Raw genomic sequence first — 16,634 nt, forward strand, 5'->3', positions numbered from 1 at the left:
TCACAGCTCAATGAATATGGCAACACCCGTTCAGCAATCCCGCCTCAGGAGATTCTTGACATGATGAGCAGAAAACTCAGCGCGCTGGGTCTGGCGATGATCCTCGCAGGTGCCAGCGTCAGCGCACTTGCAGGCTCCACCGGTCCGACCAATCCGAATAACGACAGTCCGAAAGTACCAGGCACTGGCATGGAAAAGAACGTCGACGGCACGTCCCCCGGTGCCAAAGGTACAAGTCCTGGAACGAAAGGCATGGACCCGGAGCCAAGCGCCGGCATGCGCGGCCAGACTCCTGACTCTCAACAGCAGGACATGGACGACAACGACGATCAGGACGACGACAACGCACCGTGATCCTGAATTGAACGCGGCGGCCCGTAGTCAGGTCTTTCCTGGACCGCCTCGTCTTGACTGTCCACCTCCCACTTCACATAACACACCTGGACCGGCATTCCGTGCTCGGCGCAGAAATCCAGCCAACGCAACTGATTGTCTTGCAAGCGATCGCCTGGCCCCTTGACCTCCACCATCCGATAACTGCGCTGCTCCGGAAAAAACTGGATCAGGTCCGGCATACCGGTGCGGTTGGCCTTTATGTCCTGTAACAGACGCCTGAACCAGTGCCGTAAGTGCTCGGCGGGCACGCAATCCAGCGCTCGGTCCAGTAATTCGGAACTCAACGCCCCCCAAAACACGAACGGTGATTGCAGGCCATATTTGCTGGCGAACCGCTCGCGGATGGTCGTGCGGTACGCATCGCTGTCCAGCTCGGCCAGACATGCCGCGAACAGCACAGCACGCCGTTGATGGAAATCAGGGCTGTACAGATCGCTGGGCGCGCTGTGGAACGGATGAAAGAACGCGCCCGGCAAAGGGGCAAATATCGCAGGCCAGCACAGCAGGCCGAACAGCGAATTGATCAGCGCATTCTCGACGTAATGCACCTCGCCGCCCTGCTCTTCCAGATGTTCGCGGATCAATTGCTCGACGCTGCGCCCCGGCAACGGCAAGATTTGCACATCCAGCCTTGAAACGACGCGTGCTGCCCGCTTGCGCTCGGTGGCCAGCCCGAGTTTGCGTTGCAGACGCGGCAGGACGCGGGTCAGATGCTGTGCCTCGGCATCGCTCTCAGGGGCAAGGCTGGCCTGCTGCAGCAGTGCCATGGCCTCGGCATACTCGGCGTTACGCTCCAGCACCCGGATCTGCCGCGAGCGTGCACCGGGGTAGTTCGACTGTCGATACACCGACAGGGCCAGCGGCCAGTCCTGCAGGCGCTCGGCCTGCTGGCCGATGCGGTATAGCAGCTTGGCGCGACGCATCTGCAGCCACGGATTGCAGCATTGGATGGCAATGGCCTGCCCGGCCAGCTCGTGCACCGCGAGGCTGGTTTCCAGCGCCTCACGGCACACGTGCAGTTGCAGACAGACGTCAATATCGGCTCGCGCGGTGATGGCGCGAGAATCGGCTGAAAACTCGACTTTCTCGTAACGATAGATACCCAGATCGGCCAGGACGAATTCCGACCATTCCTGATACAGATTGCCGAAATACAGTAGTCGCAAGCGGTCACACAGCAGCATCACGGTCAGGCCGAATACCGCATCGGGCATCGCGGGGCACCAGTCATCGAGCGGCTGCACGACGCCGTGAAGTGGCAGCAGGCGTTCGAACCACACTTCCTTGCGCTCGGTGTTCTTCACGCCGTGCGCCTTGAAACACTGGCTCAGTTCATCTTTGCGCAACAACTGGAACAACTCGCTCAGACTCAGCGCCGGCCTGGCATCGACCCAGCCGAGTTCAAGCAGGGCCTGCACCGCCTGTTGCGGATCGCCGATCTCCTCATAACTCAACTTGCTCGCTCGAAACAGCGTGCCCTTGCGCATTACCATGCGCACCAGCAATCCTTGGGAGGCGACAGGCAGCCACGCGAACGTTTCGATGAAACGCAGCTCCGAGTCGTCGAGCAGATCGTGATAGCGTTGCGCAATCCAGTCCAGCGCCTGGCGAAAGTTTTCCAGGTAGTAGAACGGATTATCCAGAGCAGAAGTATTCAAGGCCAACGGTCACACAGCAATGAGCAGACCCGCCAAGGATACTGGCTATCCGTACAGATGCCACACCCAACCGCCCATTTCAGCGAGCTGGCCGATCAATGGCGCATTTTCTGGACAGTGGGTCGTTCCGGGAAAGCGACGCCCACGGTCAGCCGGGAGACAACGACGATGCAGACGCCCCTGGTATACCTCGCAGGCTTTGACGTATTTCGCACCGACGCTGTCGAGCACGGCCGTTATCTCAAGGCACTGTGCACCGCGCACGGTCTGGAAGGTCTGTACCCGTTCGATAACCAGGTGACGCCGGGCCTGCCGCTGCATGAAACCGCCCGGCAGATCTACACCATGAACGTAGCGATGATCCGCCGATGCACGGCGGTGCTGGCTAACCTGAATGTGTTTCGCGGCCTGGAGCCGGATTCCGGCACGGCGTTCGAAGTGGGCATGGCGGTGGCGCTCGACAAACCAGTGTGGGGGTATTTCGAGCCGGTCGCGTCGTTGCGCGAACTGGTGCCTCATGATGAAAACGGTGCCGATTGCGACGGCTATCTGGTAGAGGACTTCGCCCTGCCCCGCAACCTGATGCTGGCCTGCAGTTGGGCCGGCACCAGCTCCACGGTGGAATTGGGTGCCGAAGCACTGGCCTTGTACCTGAGCAAGCGATAAGGCCGAAGCCTCCAGGCTGACTGACAGGCAGACACACAGGTACTGACGGTAACGTCAGCCCAGCGTCGAGGAACCGATATCGCCCGTGACGGTGGGGTCGAGCTTGTCCGCGTCAACGAAGTCGTCCAGGCCGAGAATATCCAGATCCAGATAAGCCTCCGGGTCCGTGTCTTCGTCGGCGTCGGCATCGTTCAGTGGCGACTGGTCACCCCCAAACTGCCAGATATCGTTCAAAAGCATAGGGGTCGCGATCACGCCGGTGTGTGCGGGGGTTTGCATGACTCAAGGCTCCTGTCAGTAATCGATTCATCGGACACCGTCCGCGTGTCCGCATTCACAAAGGCTAACTCAGTAGAAGCCGAAAGCCAGCCCCTTCAGGCCGGATTCATCAGGTCCAGCCGAGAAAATCGCCGCCATTGTCGCGCAGCATCTGCAGCATGCCCTGCGCGGCGGGCGACAGATAACCGCCCCGGCGCAATGTGACTCCGATGGTGCGCTTGAGCGTGGTCTGCTCCAGCGGCACTTCGCGCAGGTGTTGCATGGTCTTGCCGAACTCCAGTGATTCGCGGGCGACGAAACTCAGCAGATTGCTCTGGGCAATCAGGCCGGGCAGCAGGGAAATCGAATTGGCTTCGATCTGGACCGTCGGCAACGGCAGGCCATGGGCGGCAAAAGTGGCGTCCAGCCATTTGCGCGACGACACGCTGACCGGCGGCAACACCCAGCGATACGTGCACAAATCACTCATTTGCAGGGCCGCGTTCTTGAAGATCGGGTGGCGCTTGCTGGCGATCACCACCGCTTCGTCCTGAAGCACCGCGAAGCTGGTGACGTCTTCGCTGTCCGGGGCCAGGGCGCAGATGATCATGTCCAACTGGCCCGAGCGCAGCGATTCGCGCAGCAGGTCGTCCTGGCCGATCACCAGCTTGAAGGTTACATCCGGCGTGCGTTGCAGCAGTGCAGAAGTCAGTTTCGGCATCAGGTACTCGGCCATGGTCGCCGCACAACCGACACGGATATTGCCGACCATGCCGCTGGCAAAATCCCGCACCTCGCGCTGGGTCTGGGCGATGCTCTGCTGCAATTCCTTGCCGCGTGCCTGAAGCAGCTCGCCCACCGGCGTCAACTTGATGCGCCGCCCGTCTCGCTGAAACAGTTTCGTGCCGAATGACTCTTCCAGACGCTGAATGCTTTTGGTCAGTGCGGGCTGACTGCGATTGAGCTTTTCAGCGGCCCTGCCCAGATGGCCCAGTTCGGCGATGGTTTCAAAATACGTCAGATCGCGCAAATCCATATCTATCAACCAAAGTTATCAATTCATGATTATTAGAAAATAGACTTGATGGGTTGGGATGTCGATACTAATAACACTCGGTCAGTTCCACGACCGACTCGCAACGTCAGGGAGAACCTCTTGCAACGCGCTTCCAGTCTGTCACCGCCCTACATTCCTCCCCTGGCCCAATGGCTGGGTCTTGTTTTCCTCGCCGGCAGCGCCGGTCAACTGCTCAAAATGATGCACATGCCGGCGGCGATGTTTCTCGGCCCGATGCTGGTCGCCATCGGCTTTGGCGTGTCAGGTGCCACCATCCGCATGAACAAGCGGATCTTTCTACTTGGTCAAGGCACCGTCGGGGTCTTGATCGCCCATGCCATGTCGGTCAGCGTGCTGATGACGGCGCTGCAATCCTGGCACGTCATGCTACTGGCGACCTTGCTTACAGTGGTGCTGAGTGCTGTGGTTGGTCTGCTGCTGGTGCGTTTTACCGGCATTCCCGGCAGCACGGCAGCCTGGGGCACCTCGCCGGGGGCGGCCTCGGCGATGGTCGCCATGTCAGAGGATTATGGCGCCGATTCGCGAGTCGTGGCGACCATGCAGTACGTGCGAGTGGTCTGCGTGGTGGTGATCGGGGCGCTGGTCAGTCACTTCATGGGCGCGTCGGGCAATGGTGCCGACGTGCACAGTCAGCCGGCCGCATTGCACAGTGCAACCCTGCTGGACTTCGGTTTGAGTGTGGCCGTGATCGTGGTCGGCGTGATGCTGGGCTCGCGACTGCCGGCGGGTGCCTTGCTGATGCCGTTGATCCTGGGCGGCGCGCTGCAACTGAGCGGCGTGTTGCAGATTACCATTCCAGCGTGGCTGTTGCCGTTGGGCTACGGTGCGATCGGCTGCTATGTCGGGCTGCGTTTTGACCGCCCTACCGTGCTGTACGTCTGGCGGCGCCTGCCAGCGATGATTCTCGCCTCGCTGGTGCTGATCGTGCTCTGCGCCGCGTCGGCCTGGCTGATCGCGACGCTGATGGACAAGGATTACCTCTCGGTCTATCTGGCCACCAGCCCCGGCGGCCTGGACACCATGGCAATCATCGCCATCGACACCCATGCCGACGTAGGCTTCGTGCTGGCCATGCAGACCCTGCGATTGTTCGGCGTGATCCTGACCGGCAGCTTTCTGGCCAGGCAGATCATCCGCCTGACCGACAAAAGCGTGCCATCACACTAAGGTGCGGGCGGCTTTCTCAGTCCATCCCGGCCAACCCGCTGGCCAGACTCGGCGACAGCGGCAATACCGGCAACAGCGTGGCCTGATAGGCGTGATACAGGTCAGGCTTGCCGGGCCAGATGTCTTCACTGGGTTCATTCTGTGCATTGAGCTCATGTCGCCAGCTGCCGTGTTCATAGTCGATGAACAGCGTTTCGTTGAATTCCCAGAAAACGCGATACCACTCTTCGTACTGCCGCTCGCCGGTACGCTGCAACAGCGAAGCGGCCGCGGCCGCAGCTTCGCAATGGGTCCAGTGCAGGCGATGACGGACCACCGGCCTGTTTTGCCAATCCAGAGTATAGACAATGCCTGGCGCACCGTCGACGTTCCAGCCATAGCGACAGGCATTGGCGAACAATTGGCGGGCGTCCTCCGCCAGCCATGCCGGGCTTGAACGTCCCGCGTGGCGCAGGGACGACTCGAGGTGTAAAAGCAGGCGCGCCCACTCGAAGGCATGCCCGGGTGTGGTGCCGAACGGGCGGAAACCGTCGGCGGGATTCTCGCGGTTGTAATCGGGCAACGGCTGCCAGTCCTGGCTGAAATGCTCGATGACCTGAAAGTCGTTGGCAGCGGCATGCTGATGAATCACCCGCTCGACGATGCCCAGCGCCCGATCCAGCCATTGCGCGTCGCCGGTCACATCGGCCAGAGCCAGAAACGCCTCGGTGCTGTGCATGTTGCTGTTGGCCCCGCGATACGCTTCCTCGTCACTCCAGTCACGGGCAAAGGACTCGCGCATCGCGCCTTCTTCATCGCTCCAGAAATGGGTGTTGATCACCTGAATCGCATCCGACAGCAGCGCCTGGGCTGCAGGCCGTCCGGCGACCACGGCGGAACTGGCCGCCAGCGCGACGAAGGCATGCAGATAAGCCTGTTTGTCGGTGGTGCCGCCATCGGCGAGCGCAGCGCTGAACCAGCCGCCGTGTTCGGCGTCGCGCAAGGTGCCGCTGAGTGCGGCGATGCCGTGATCGACCAGCGCGGCGCAACCGGGAATGCCTTGCGCATGCGCCATGGCGAAACAGTGGGTCATGCGCGCAGTGTTCATGGTCTCGGCGGTGGCCCCGACCATCAGCCGACCGTAATCATCGAGGCTGCCGAAGCCGTTTTCCAGCCTGGCGGCCTTGGCGAAGGTCAGCAGACGCCTGCCCTCCTGCGCCAGCCATTGATGGTGGGCTGGCGAGCGAAGCCAACTGCTGAAGGTTTGATTGTTATTATTCATGACGCTGTGCTGCCTCCATCGATAAGACGTACCTGCACGGTGGTCGCGGCGACCGGGTGCAATAATGCGCGCCCGGCCGGTCAGCGGCAAGCCACCGCGGCCTCATCGATTTCGGCGTTTCAGACCTTGAAGCGCGCCACCACCTGGTTGAGATCGGCGGCCAGACGCGACAACTCGTGGCTCGACGCGCTGATCTGATTGGCACCCTGAGTCGACTGCATCGACAGATCACGAATGTTGACGATATTGCGGTCCACTTCACGGGAGACCTGCGCCTGCTCTTCGGCGGCGCTGGCGATCACCAGATTACGCTCGGAAATCTGGTTGATGGACGACGTGATTTCGCTCAGTGATTCCCCCGCCCCCTTGGCCAGCGACAGCGTGGAGGCGGCGCGTTCGCGGCTGGTGTTCATCGACTCCAGCGCCTGGGCCGAGCCGCTGCGCATGGCGCTGACCATCGAGTCGATTTCCAGGGTCGACTGCTGGGTGCGATGCGCCAGCGCCCGTACTTCGTCGGCCACAACGGCAAAACCGCGGCCCGATTCACCGGCGCGCGCGGCTTCGATGGCGGCGTTGAGCGCCAGCAGATTGGTCTGCTCGGCAATCGAGCGAATCACGTCCAGCACCTTGCCGATGTCCTGAGACTGATCGGCCAGGTTCTGCACCAGCACCGACGTGGCCTGAACGTTGTCGGTCAGGGTCTGGATCGACTGCACGGTTTCGATGACCCGCGTCTGCCCGGCCTGGGCCGAAGCACTGGAATGGCTGGACGCATCGGAAGTGGACACCGCGTTACGCGCCACCTCTTCCACCGCCGACGTCATTTCGTTGATGGCCGTGGCCGCCTGGTCGATTTCGGCATTCTGCTGGTTCAATCCGCGATAACTGTCTTCGGTCACCGAGTTGAGCTCGGTGGCGGCCGACGCCAATTGGCTGGCCGAACTGCCAATATGGCGCATCGCTTCACGCAAATTGCCTTGCATCTGCTCCAGCGCACGCAACAGCCGGGTGACTTCGTCGTTGCCATCGATCTGAATGGTGCGGGTCAGATCGCCCTGGGCGACATGCTCGGCGGCACTGACCGCACGCTGCAACGGGCGGACAATGCTGCGGGTCAGCCACAGCGCCAGGCCGATGGTCGCCAGCGCCGCGAGTACCACGAACACCAACACAATAGTGCGCGACGCTTCGTACTGGGCCTCGGCTGCCTTGCCCTCGGCATCGACCCTGGTGACGTAGAAATCGGCCAGGTCGTTGAGCTGTTTGCCCGAACCATCGACGATCTGCTTCATGTCGGCCAGCAACAGCTTGTTCAGGCCTGCGCCGTCACCTTGCGCGGCGAGCACGAACGAGCGATCCAGCGCCGTGCGGTATTGCCCCATGGTGACCAGAAACTGGTCGGCAAGGACTTTCTCTTCCGGCGTGTCGACGAATTTGTTGAGCAGGTCGAGCTTCTTGGTCAAGTCGCCCAGACGCACATCCATCTGGCCACGGTAGGTGGGGATACTGGCAGGATCGGTGTCCAGCGCCATGCGCAGAGAGATGGTCCGGATACGCAACATGATTTCGCGTATGTCGTTGACCACGCGCATGCTCGGCACCCAGTTGGTTTCAACGGCCACTTCGCTCTCGCGAATGGTCGACATCTGCACCAGTGCGAACCAGCCCAGCAACGCCACGAGCAGGGAAATCAAGGTAAAACCCAGACCTGCGCGGCGGGCGATAGTGAGGTTGCGTAAATTCATGGCCAGGGCTCTTTTATATTTGGAAGACGATCGTCGACCGACAGTTGTCGGACAACCGCACAGCGTATCGCCCTTGTCGGACAATTCTTTAAGGCTTTCGACAATCATTCAGCCTCCGGGCCAGCCGACGAATGAACACGCTCAACCCGAGCACGCGCTTGTCTACCCTCATGCACACGAAACCGGCTCGTACAACCGTGGAGGTTTTTGCCATGCATCTGGAAGGTTCCTGCCATTGCGGCGCGGTGGAGTTCAGCCTGAACAGCGCCCACCCTTACCCTTATCAACGCTGCTATTGCTCGATCTGCCGCAAGACCCAGGGAGCGGGCGGCTATGCCATCAACCTGAGCGGCGAGGCGTCAAGCCTGAAAGTCAAAGGGCGGGAGAACATCTCGGTCTACCACGCAAAAATCCGGGAAGATCATCACGTAAAAATCAGCAGCGCCGAGCGCCATTTCTGCAAAGTCTGCGGCAGCGGCCTGTGGCTGTTCAGTCCGGAGTGGCCGCAACTGATCCACCCTTTCGCGTCGGCCATCGACACGCCGTTGCCGACAGCGCCCGAGCGTACGCACATGCTGCTTGATTCGAAGGCGTCCTGGGTCGAAATCGAGGCACATGAGCGCGACCGGCAGTTCGACGGGTATCCAGAGGAGTCGATTGCCCAGTGGCATGAACGGCTGGGGCTGGTGCGCTGATCCGCCCGGGATCGCGCACCGTCTGCCTCACCTGCAACTAGCGCGCGGCCAGTTGCCAGACCCTGGCAATGTCACGCGCACGCTCACGCAGCAGACGCGGCGCCTCGCGGCACGCCTGCTCCAGCGTCATCGGCCCACCGGCCAGGGCGAAAGCTGCGCTGATGCCGTGCTGATAAAGCTGTTCGTAGCCTTCACCCAGCGTACCCGCCAGAACGATCACCGGCACCCGCTGGCGTTTGGCGACCCGCGCCACACCCAGCGGCGTCTTGCCGCGCAGGGTCTGCGCGTCGAAACGGCCTTCGCCAGTGATGACCAGATCGGCGCCCGCCAGCGCCTGCTCGAGTCCGGTCAGCTCGGCGACGACTTCTACCCCGGCACGAAACGAAGCATTCAGGTACGCCTTGGCTGCGAAACCCATGCCACCGGCCGCGCCGCTGCCAGGACTGTCGCGCAGGTCCCGGCCCAGCGCCTGCGCCGAGTGATCGGCGAAATGCGCCAGCGCAGCGTCGAGCGCCAATACCTGCTCGGAAGAGGCGCCCTTCTGCGGACCAAAGATGTGTGAGGCACCATTCGGTCCGCACAAGGGGTTATCCACGTCGGCGGCAATTTCCACGCGTACGTCGGCAAGCCTTGGGTCCAGCCCGGCAAGGTCGATATGTGCCAGATCGGTCAAGGCAAGACCGCCGCCCGGCAGCGCCTGACCGGCGTGATCCACAAAGCGCACGCCCAGCGCCGACAGCATGCCGCTGCCGCCATCGTTCGTCGCGCTGCCGCCGATGGCCAGAATGACGCGCTGCGCCCCGGCATCCAGTGCCGCCGAGATCAATTGCCCGGTGCCTTCGCTGCCGGTGCGGCAGGCGTCACGTTGCGCGAGAGTGAGCAATTGCAGACCGCTGGCCATGGCCATTTCGATGATCGCCGTGCGGCTGTGCGCCAGCCAGCCCCAATGGGCCTCGACGCTGTCGCCGAGCGGGCCCTTGACCCGCGCGCTCATCAGTTGTCCATTGCAGGCGTCCAGCAGCGCTTCGATGGTGCCTTCACCACCGTCGGCCATCGGGCATTTGATCAGTTCGGCATCCGGCCAGACTTCGGCCAGGCCGCTGGCGATGGCATTGGCGACGGCCTGGGCGCTCAGGCTGTCTTTGAAGGAGTCGGGGGCGATGACTATTTTCATTGTTGTTCTCCATGTCCGTTACCGGATGTTCTCATCACGGCCCTGCTTTGCCGCCAGCCCTGCGCACAACGATTATCGACGCTTGTCGGGCATTTGAACAAAACCTGCGCTCAGCCCTGGCGAGGCTGCATCTGCGCACCCAGATAAAGATGCAAGAGGTCGTCGGTCTTGTAGGGATCACGGCCGGTCAACTCAGCAATCTTTTCCAGCCGATAGCGCAGGCTGTTGCGATGAATGCCCAGAGCATCGGCACAGGCCTGACTTTCGCCGCTGTATTCGAACCAACTGCACAGGGTTTCAAGCAATGCCCCCTGATTGTGCAAACGGCCAATGGATTCGGCCACTTCGGCGGCCAGCCAGTCGTGGCGGTGACGCCAGAACAGCACCGGCAGGCGATGATCCGCCAGACGCAACAGCCTGTGTGTCGGGCGCGCCTGAGTGGCGTAATCCAGCAGATCCCGGGCGGCGGCGCAGGCATGGCGCAACTCGGGCAGATCCGCCGAGGGCTCAACCGTGGCCATGCGCACCACTGGCCAGTGATGCTCGTCGAATTGCTTGAGCAGCGTGGCATCATCGCGATCCTTGCCTGCCGCCCGGCACCAATAGAGCAGCGTCGGCTCACGCAGCACGAACCAGCTGTCGGCGTAGCGTGATCCCAGCCACCCGGCAATCTGGCTGGCAGCCGAGGGCTGCCCTTCAAGCTGGAGCAATACCGCCTGACGCGGCAGTTGCGGCTGCAGTCCCAGTTGTCGCGCCTCGTCGACCAGGCTATCCGGACAATCAGGCAGCAACAACCGCGCCAGCAGGTCTTCGCTGCGCTGCAGCCGCCACTGACGGTCTGCCTGTTGACGACGGTGTTCCATGAGCATTTCGGCGGTCATCTTGACCAGTTCGCCATACACGCGAACCTCGTCCGGCTCGCCGGTGATACCCAGCACGCCTACCAATTGGTGGTCGAGCATCAGCGGCAGATTGACGCCCGGCTTGACGCCGCCCAGATGCAGGGCGGCCTGAGAATCGATCTCGACCACCTGGCTGTTGGCAAGCACCCGTTGGGCGCCCTCGTGCCGGGTACACAGGCGCTCGGGATCACCGCTACCAATGATGATGCCCAGATAATCCATGACATTGACGTTGTAGGGCAGAATGGCCATGGCGCGGTCGACGATGTCCTGAGCCAGAGCCCGATCAAGCGCAAACATGATGAGCTCCCGCCGTCGCAAGAGGCTTGGAATGAGTAGGCATGCGGATACATTTTGTTGAAGTTATTGAGGCATCGAGTGTGCCTGAAACTGGTATCGAGCGCGATGCGCATGGCACAGTGCCGGGCTTGCCGTCATACATTGAATCCCCCCACCCTAGCCGAAGGCGCGCTGAACGTTGATCAGATCCCGAATCGCCAGTCTGCTGTCCCTGCTCACACTGTCGGCCTGCACCTCGATGGCCGAAGGCGAAAACCCCACTCAGCGCTTCGAAGAATACCGGCAACAGACCATCGCCCTGCTCCGCTCGCAACGGACGTTTCAGACCTCGGACCCCGAAGCCGAACTCAACTGGAATGCCCCGCAGCAGTGGACGCCAAGCGGTCCCGTTAAAGGCGGCGTGCTGCTGGTGCACGGGCTGGGCGATTCGCCATGGTCGTTTCATGACATAGGGCCGCGGCTGGCCGACCAGGGCTTTCTGGTCCGGACCGTGCTGCTGCCCGGTCACGGCACCAAGCCTCAGGACATGCTCGACGTGACGCTGGAACAGTGGCAGCAGGTGGTCCGCGAGCAAGCGAAATTGCTCAGCGAAGAAGTGCCAAAGGTCTATCTGGGCGGTTTTTCGACCGGCGCCAACCTGGTGCTGGACTACGCCTATGACCATGACGAGATTGCCGGGCTGGTGCTGTTCTCTCCGGCCTTTCGCTCCGACAGCGGCTACGCCTGGCTCACGCCGTGGATCGGCTGGGCCAGACCCTGGCTGCTCGCATCGCCCGAAGACAGCCTGCGTCCGATGCAGACACCGGTGCGCTACATGAACGTACCCACCAACGGCTTCGCCCAGTTCTATCGCAGCAGCACGCTGGCGCAGAACCGTCTGCGGCAGCGCACCTACGACAAACCGGTGTTCGTCGCCATCGCCCAGCATGACTCGGTACTGGACACCGCTTACGTACTGGATACCTTCAATGCGCGTTTCAGCCATCCGGACAGCCGCCTGATCTGGTACGGCGACCAGCCGGCCAGGACAGCCGTCACCTCACGTGTGGAGGTCCGCACCGATCATCTACCGGCGTACCGTATCAGCCGCTTTTCGCACATGGGCCTGGTGTTTTCGCCGGACAACCCGCTTTATGGCGCGGCTGGCACGCAGCGCATCTGCTGGAACGGCCAGAGCGACGAAGACACGAAGAACTGCATGGCGGGCAAACCGGTCTGGTATTCCGACTGGGGGTATCGGGAACCGGGCAAGATCCACTCGCGACTGACGTTCAACCCCTGGTTCGAATGGCAGACGCAGTTGATGCTCGGCGTGCTCAAAGACGCAAAATGAAGCAAACCCTGGCCATTCGGCCGCTTATTCCAGCGGCACCAGTCGCTCACGGCTGTTGCTCAAATGCGTCCACATCGCCGCACGTGCGGCATCGGGGTCTTTGCGGCGAATGGCGCTGAGCAAGGCCTCGTGCTCCAGATTGGCCAGATAGCCCTGATGAGCCAGACTGTTGCCAGCGCGCTCGCTTGAGGCTATGCGGCTGCGCGGAATGATCGCACTGCCCAGGTGTTGCATGATCTCCATGAAATAGGGGTTGCCGGTCGCCTCGGCAATCAGCATGTGGAAGCGCTTATCCGCTTCGACACAACTGTCTTCGTTGGCCAGCAGGTCCTGATAGTCATCCAGCGCCTGGCGCATGGCCGCCAGTTGCTCATCGGTACGCCGCAACGCCGCCAGCGCCACCGCCTGGGTTTCCAGACCGATGCGCAACTCAATGATGTCGCGCACTCTGGAAACGGTCTCGACCTTCAGGCGTAACCCGGTCTGGTCGCCGCGTTCCAGCACGAAGGTACCGATGCCGTGATGGGTCACCACCAGGCCTGATGCCTGAAGTTTCGAGATGGCCTCACGCACCACCGTGCGACTCACGCCATGCTCACGCACGATCTGGTTTTCCGACGGCAGCTTTTCACCCGGCGCGATCTTGCCCAGCAGAATGCGCTGGCTCAACTCGGTGACCAGATCGGTGGCGAGACTGTGCTGGCGGCGTTTGGGCGCGGTGCTGGCAGGCTCTTGCATGGGAGTGTCCTGAGGTTGTCTATTCGTGCAGTGGTTACCGGACGGGTAACGAAACGCTTTGGCCCGATCAGGCGCATCCCGTCTGCGTTTCACGGCCCTGGCAACTTGTCTGACTTGTATTACAAGCAACCTGCGCTTGTCAAAATTTAACGCGCACATTTTTCGCGCGATTTCCGATGACTCTTCGCAGGCCAACTGACGCCTGGCGACCGAAAACACTCCCGGCATACAGAAAAAACCAACAAATACTGGGCAAAACCCAAGCTTATAGCCTGTTTACCAAGCAAAAACGACCCTCGCCTTTCGTCGCCACGAGCTGGAGAACGCAGCAATCGAACGCCATCAGGGGCTTGCCAAAGCCCGGGTTACTTGTATGATGACCGACAATGCAAGGGCACTCTTGCGCAGACCCGCATAAAAACAACGAGTGGGAGATTCAACTGTGAGCACATCCAATTCCAGGATGGCCGACGGCACAGATTCGGTCCTGAGTTCAGCCGTATCGAAAGTCAAACGTCATGTCCTGCCGCTTTTTGTCATCATGTTTATCGTCAACTACATCGACCGGGTGAACATCGGCTTCGTGCGTTCGCACATGGAGCATGATCTGGGTATCGGTGCTGCAGCCTATGGCTTGGGTGCCGGGCTGTTTTTCATCGGTTACGCGCTGTTCGAAGTTCCTTCCAACATCCTGCTACAGAAAGTCGGCGCCCGTATCTGGCTGACGCGGATCATGCTCACTTGGGGGCTGGTCGCTTCCTGCATGGCGTTCATCCAGAACGAAACCCACTTCTATATTCTGCGCTTTCTGCTCGGCGTGGCCGAAGCCGGTTTCTTCCCTGGGGTGATCTACTATTTCACCCGCTGGCTGCCAGGCGTAGAGCGCGGCAAGGCGATTGCGATCTTCCTCAGCGGTTCGGCCATCGCTTCGCTGATTTCCGGCCCGCTGTCCGGGCTGCTGTTGCAGATCAACGGCCTCGGCATGAAGGGCTGGCAGTGGATGTACTTCATCGAGGGCATGTTCTCGGTGGGTCTGTGCTTCTTCGTCTGGTTCTGGCTGGATTCCAGGCCACACGATGCCAAGTGGCTGACCCGCGAAGAACAGGACGCACTGGTCAATGCCATCGATGCCGAACAGGCCGCCCGTGAAGCCGCAACGCCGGTCAAGGCGTCTATCGGCAAGCTGCTCAAGGACAGTCAGATCATTCTGTTTTGCGTGATCTACTTCTTCATTCAACTGACTATCTACGCCGCCACCTTCTGGTTGCCGAGCATCATCAGAAAGATGGGCAGCCTGAGCGATTTCGAAGTCGGGATGTTCAACTCCATTCCGTGGCTGCTGTCGATCGTTGGCATGTACGCATTCGCTGCGCTGTCGGCCAAATGGAAGCGCCAGCAGGCCTGGGTCGCCGCAGCGCTGTTGATTGCCGCAGCCGGGATGTTCATGTCCACCACCGGCAGCCCGATCTTCGCCTTCATCGCCATATGCTTCGCCGCGCTCGGCTTCAAGTCGGCGTCATCGCTGTTCTGGCCGATTCCTCAGGCGTATCTGGATGCACGCATCGCCGCTGCGGTGATTGCGCTGATCAACTCGGTGGGCAACCTCGGCGGCTTCGTGGCCCCGACCACCTTCGGTCTGCTGGAAGAGCACACCGGCTCGATCCAGGGCGGACTGTACGGGCTAACCGCCACCTCGTTGATTGCCGCGGTCATCGTCTTCGCTGCCCGCAACACGCCGAAACCCGGCGCTACACCGGTCGCCGCCGTGCAGACACCGGCCACCCACTGACGCGCCCCCTATTTTGACAAAGGATTTCAACATGAACGCTCAGCACGCGAGTATCACTGCAAAAGCCCCTGCCATCACTGAGATGCACGTCGTGCCGGTGGCCGGCCACGATGACATGCTGCTCAATCTCAGTGGTGCGCACGGTCCGTACTTCACTCGCAATATCGTGATCCTCAAGGACAACGCCGGGCACACCGGCGTCGGCGAAGTCCCCGGTGGCGATCTGATTCGCCAGACCCTGGAAGACGCGCGATCGCTGGTGGTCGGCAGCAGCATCGGCACTTACCAGAAAATCCTCAATGACGTGCGCAAGGCCTTCGCCGAACGCGATTCGGGCGGACGTGGTCAACAGACCTTCGACCTGCGCATCACCATTCACGCAGTCACCGCGTTGGAGGCGGCGCTGCTCGACCTGCTTGGCCAGCACCTGGATGTGCCTGTCGCCGCGCTGCTCGGTGAAGGTCAGCAACGCGATCAGGTCGAGATGCTCGGCTATCTGTTCTACGTTGGCGATCAACACAAGACCGACCTGGCCTACCGCAGCGAGCCTGACGCCGACAACGACTGGTTCCGCCTGCGCCATGAAGTCGCCCTCACCCCTGACGCGGTGGTACGTCTGGCCGAGGCCGCGCATCAGCGTTATGGCTTTCAGGACTTCAAGCTCAAGGGCGGCGTGCTGCGCGGCGACGACGAGATAGAAGCCGTCACGGCACTGGCCGAACGCTTCCCCGATGCCCGCATCACGCTGGATCCCAACGGCGCGTGGTCGCTCAAGGAAGCCATACGCCTGTGCCGCGATCAGCAGCACGTGCTGGCTTACGCCGAAGACCCCTGTGGCGCGGAAAACGGTTTCTCCGGCCGCGAGGTCATGGCCGAGTTCCGCCGTGCCACAGGCCTTAAGACCGCCACCAACATGATCGCCACCGACTGGCGCGAAATGGGCCACGCCATTCAGTTGCAATCGGTGGACATCCCGCTGGCCGACCCGCACTTCTGGACCATGCAGGGGTCGGTGCGCGTCGCGCAGATGTGCAACGAATGGGGCCTGACCTGGGGCTCGCATTCCAACAACCACTTCGATATCTCACTGGCAATGTTTACCCATGTGGCCGCTGCCGCACCGGGCAACATTACCGCCATCGATACCCACTGGATCTGGCAGGATGGCCAGCGCCTGACCAAGGCACCACTGCAGATTGTCGGCGGCAAGGTCGAGGTACCGAAAAAGCCCGGCCTGGGCGTCGAGCTGGACGTAGATCAGTTGGCCAAGGCTCACGAACTGTACAAAGGCATGGGGCTTGGGGCGCGCAATGACGCCGTGGCCATGCAGTTTCTGATTCCGGACTGGACGTTCAACAACAAGCAGCCCTGCCTGGTGCGCTAAGCCGCTTCGCTTTCCCTCATACTCTCGCCCTTGTGTAGGCACCCGGCGCGCAACCCCCTTGCGCGCCGTTTTTTCTTGGTTTCTTTCACC

At 61.4% G+C, this 16,634-nt stretch carries 15 protein-coding genes and 1 pseudogene; 7 read left to right on the top strand and 9 right to left on the bottom strand.

The genetic code is table 11. The annotated features are described in order from the left end of the window. Window positions 1-60: 60 nt before the first annotated feature. Window positions 61-354 (top strand): hypothetical protein, encoded by a 294-nt coding sequence (locus BZK31_RS04585; RefSeq protein ID WP_083181587.1) that lies wholly within the window; start codon window positions 61-63, stop codon window positions 352-354. Here the strand turns inward: BZK31_RS04585 and BZK31_RS04590 are convergent. Beyond that, a complete protein-coding gene (locus BZK31_RS04590) occupies window positions 330-2,054 on the bottom strand; it encodes a VRR-NUC domain-containing protein (RefSeq protein ID WP_083181620.1) in 1,725 nt (574 codons plus the stop codon). The two genes, BZK31_RS04585 and BZK31_RS04590, sit on opposite strands and share 25 nt — an antisense overlap. A gap of 168 nt (window positions 2,055-2,222) precedes the next feature. Here BZK31_RS04590 and BZK31_RS04595 point away from each other — a divergent pair, with 168 nt between their 5' ends. Then, entirely contained in the window at window positions 2,223-2,720 is a 498-nt protein-coding gene (locus BZK31_RS04595; protein ID WP_083181621.1) for a nucleoside 2-deoxyribosyltransferase, read from the top strand. A 54-nt stretch (window positions 2,721-2,774) separates the two neighbouring features. On the opposite strand, the gene BZK31_RS04600 is transcribed toward BZK31_RS04595, so the two are convergent. Together BZK31_RS04600 and BZK31_RS04605 are read right to left on the bottom strand one after the other, a co-directional pair. Continuing rightward, on the bottom strand, window positions 2,775-2,999 hold the full coding sequence (locus BZK31_RS04600; RefSeq protein ID WP_083181589.1) for a hypothetical protein: 225 nt from the start codon (window positions 2,997-2,999) through the stop codon (window positions 2,775-2,777). 109 nt (window positions 3,000-3,108) lie between these two features. Then, the gene (locus tag BZK31_RS04605; protein WP_083181590.1) at window positions 3,109-4,014 is read right to left on the bottom strand and encodes a LysR family transcriptional regulator; all 906 of its coding nucleotides are present in this window, start codon (window positions 4,012-4,014) and stop codon (window positions 3,109-3,111) included. Window positions 4,015-4,134: 120 nt separating this feature from the next. Here BZK31_RS04605 and BZK31_RS04610 point away from each other — a divergent pair, with 120 nt between their 5' ends. After that, the gene (locus BZK31_RS04610) at window positions 4,135-5,223 is read left to right on the top strand and encodes an AbrB family transcriptional regulator (RefSeq protein WP_244182630.1); all 1,089 of its coding nucleotides are present in this window, start codon (window positions 4,135-4,137) and stop codon (window positions 5,221-5,223) included. Window positions 5,224-5,239: 16 nt separating this feature from the next. Here the strand turns inward: BZK31_RS04610 and BZK31_RS04615 are convergent, their stop codons facing one another. The 3 genes and pseudogenes from BZK31_RS04615 to BZK31_RS30520 form a co-directional block, all read right to left on the bottom strand. Continuing rightward, window positions 5,240-6,484 carry a D-mannose isomerase gene (locus BZK31_RS04615; protein ID WP_083181594.1) on the bottom strand — a complete coding sequence of 415 codons (1,245 nt, stop codon included), beginning with the start codon at window positions 6,482-6,484 and terminating at the stop codon, window positions 5,240-5,242. A gap of 119 nt (window positions 6,485-6,603) precedes the next feature. Beyond that, window positions 6,604-7,467 (bottom strand): methyl-accepting chemotaxis protein, encoded by an 864-nt coding sequence (locus BZK31_RS30515; RefSeq protein WP_415639603.1) that lies wholly within the window; start codon window positions 7,465-7,467, stop codon window positions 6,604-6,606. Then, window positions 7,459-8,337 (bottom strand): annotated as a pseudogene (locus BZK31_RS30520) (HAMP domain-containing protein); the annotation flags it as partial. The gene BZK31_RS30515 and the pseudogene BZK31_RS30520, both read right to left, overlap by 9 nt. 104 nt (window positions 8,338-8,441) lie before the next feature. Between BZK31_RS30520 and BZK31_RS04625 the strand changes: the two are divergent. After that, window positions 8,442-8,924, top strand: coding sequence for a GFA family protein (locus tag BZK31_RS04625; RefSeq protein ID WP_083181597.1), 483 nt, complete (start codon window positions 8,442-8,444; stop codon window positions 8,922-8,924). 37 nt (window positions 8,925-8,961) lie between these two features. Here the strand turns inward: BZK31_RS04625 and BZK31_RS04630 are convergent, their stop codons facing one another. Together BZK31_RS04630 and BZK31_RS04635 are read right to left on the bottom strand one after the other, a co-directional pair. Beyond that, window positions 8,962-10,098: a glycerate kinase gene (locus BZK31_RS04630; RefSeq protein WP_083181599.1), complete on the bottom strand. Its 1,137-nt coding sequence runs from the start codon at window positions 10,096-10,098 to the stop codon at window positions 8,962-8,964. A gap of 110 nt (window positions 10,099-10,208) precedes the next feature. Continuing rightward, window positions 10,209-11,300 carry a sugar diacid recognition domain-containing protein gene (locus tag BZK31_RS04635; protein ID WP_083181601.1) on the bottom strand — a complete coding sequence of 364 codons (1,092 nt, stop codon included), beginning with the start codon at window positions 11,298-11,300 and terminating at the stop codon, window positions 10,209-10,211. Window positions 11,301-11,538: 238 nt separating this feature from the next. Here BZK31_RS04635 and BZK31_RS04640 point away from each other — a divergent pair, with 238 nt between their 5' ends. Then, window positions 11,539-12,633, top strand: a complete 1,095-nt coding sequence (locus tag BZK31_RS04640; RefSeq protein WP_083181623.1) for an alpha/beta fold hydrolase — start codon at window positions 11,539-11,541, stop codon at window positions 12,631-12,633. A gap of 24 nt (window positions 12,634-12,657) precedes the next feature. Here the strand turns inward: BZK31_RS04640 and BZK31_RS04645 are convergent, their stop codons facing one another. Next, window positions 12,658-13,371 (bottom strand): FadR/GntR family transcriptional regulator, encoded by a 714-nt coding sequence (locus tag BZK31_RS04645; protein ID WP_083181603.1) that lies wholly within the window; start codon window positions 13,369-13,371, stop codon window positions 12,658-12,660. A gap of 463 nt (window positions 13,372-13,834) precedes the next feature. Between BZK31_RS04645 and BZK31_RS04650 the strand changes: the two genes are divergently transcribed. Next, entirely contained in the window at window positions 13,835-15,160 is a 1,326-nt protein-coding gene (locus BZK31_RS04650; RefSeq protein WP_083181604.1) for an MFS transporter, read from the top strand. Window positions 15,161-15,191: 31 nt separating this feature from the next. Continuing rightward, complete coding sequence (gene gudD / locus BZK31_RS04655) at window positions 15,192-16,544, top strand: glucarate dehydratase (RefSeq protein ID WP_083181605.1); 1,353 nt, start codon at window positions 15,192-15,194, stop codon at window positions 16,542-16,544. Window positions 16,545-16,634: the final 90 nt, after the last annotated feature.

The sequence above is a fragment of the Pseudomonas floridensis genome (genome assembly GCF_002087235.1).
Classification (GTDB): Bacteria; Pseudomonadota; Gammaproteobacteria; order Pseudomonadales; family Pseudomonadaceae; genus Aquipseudomonas; species Aquipseudomonas floridensis.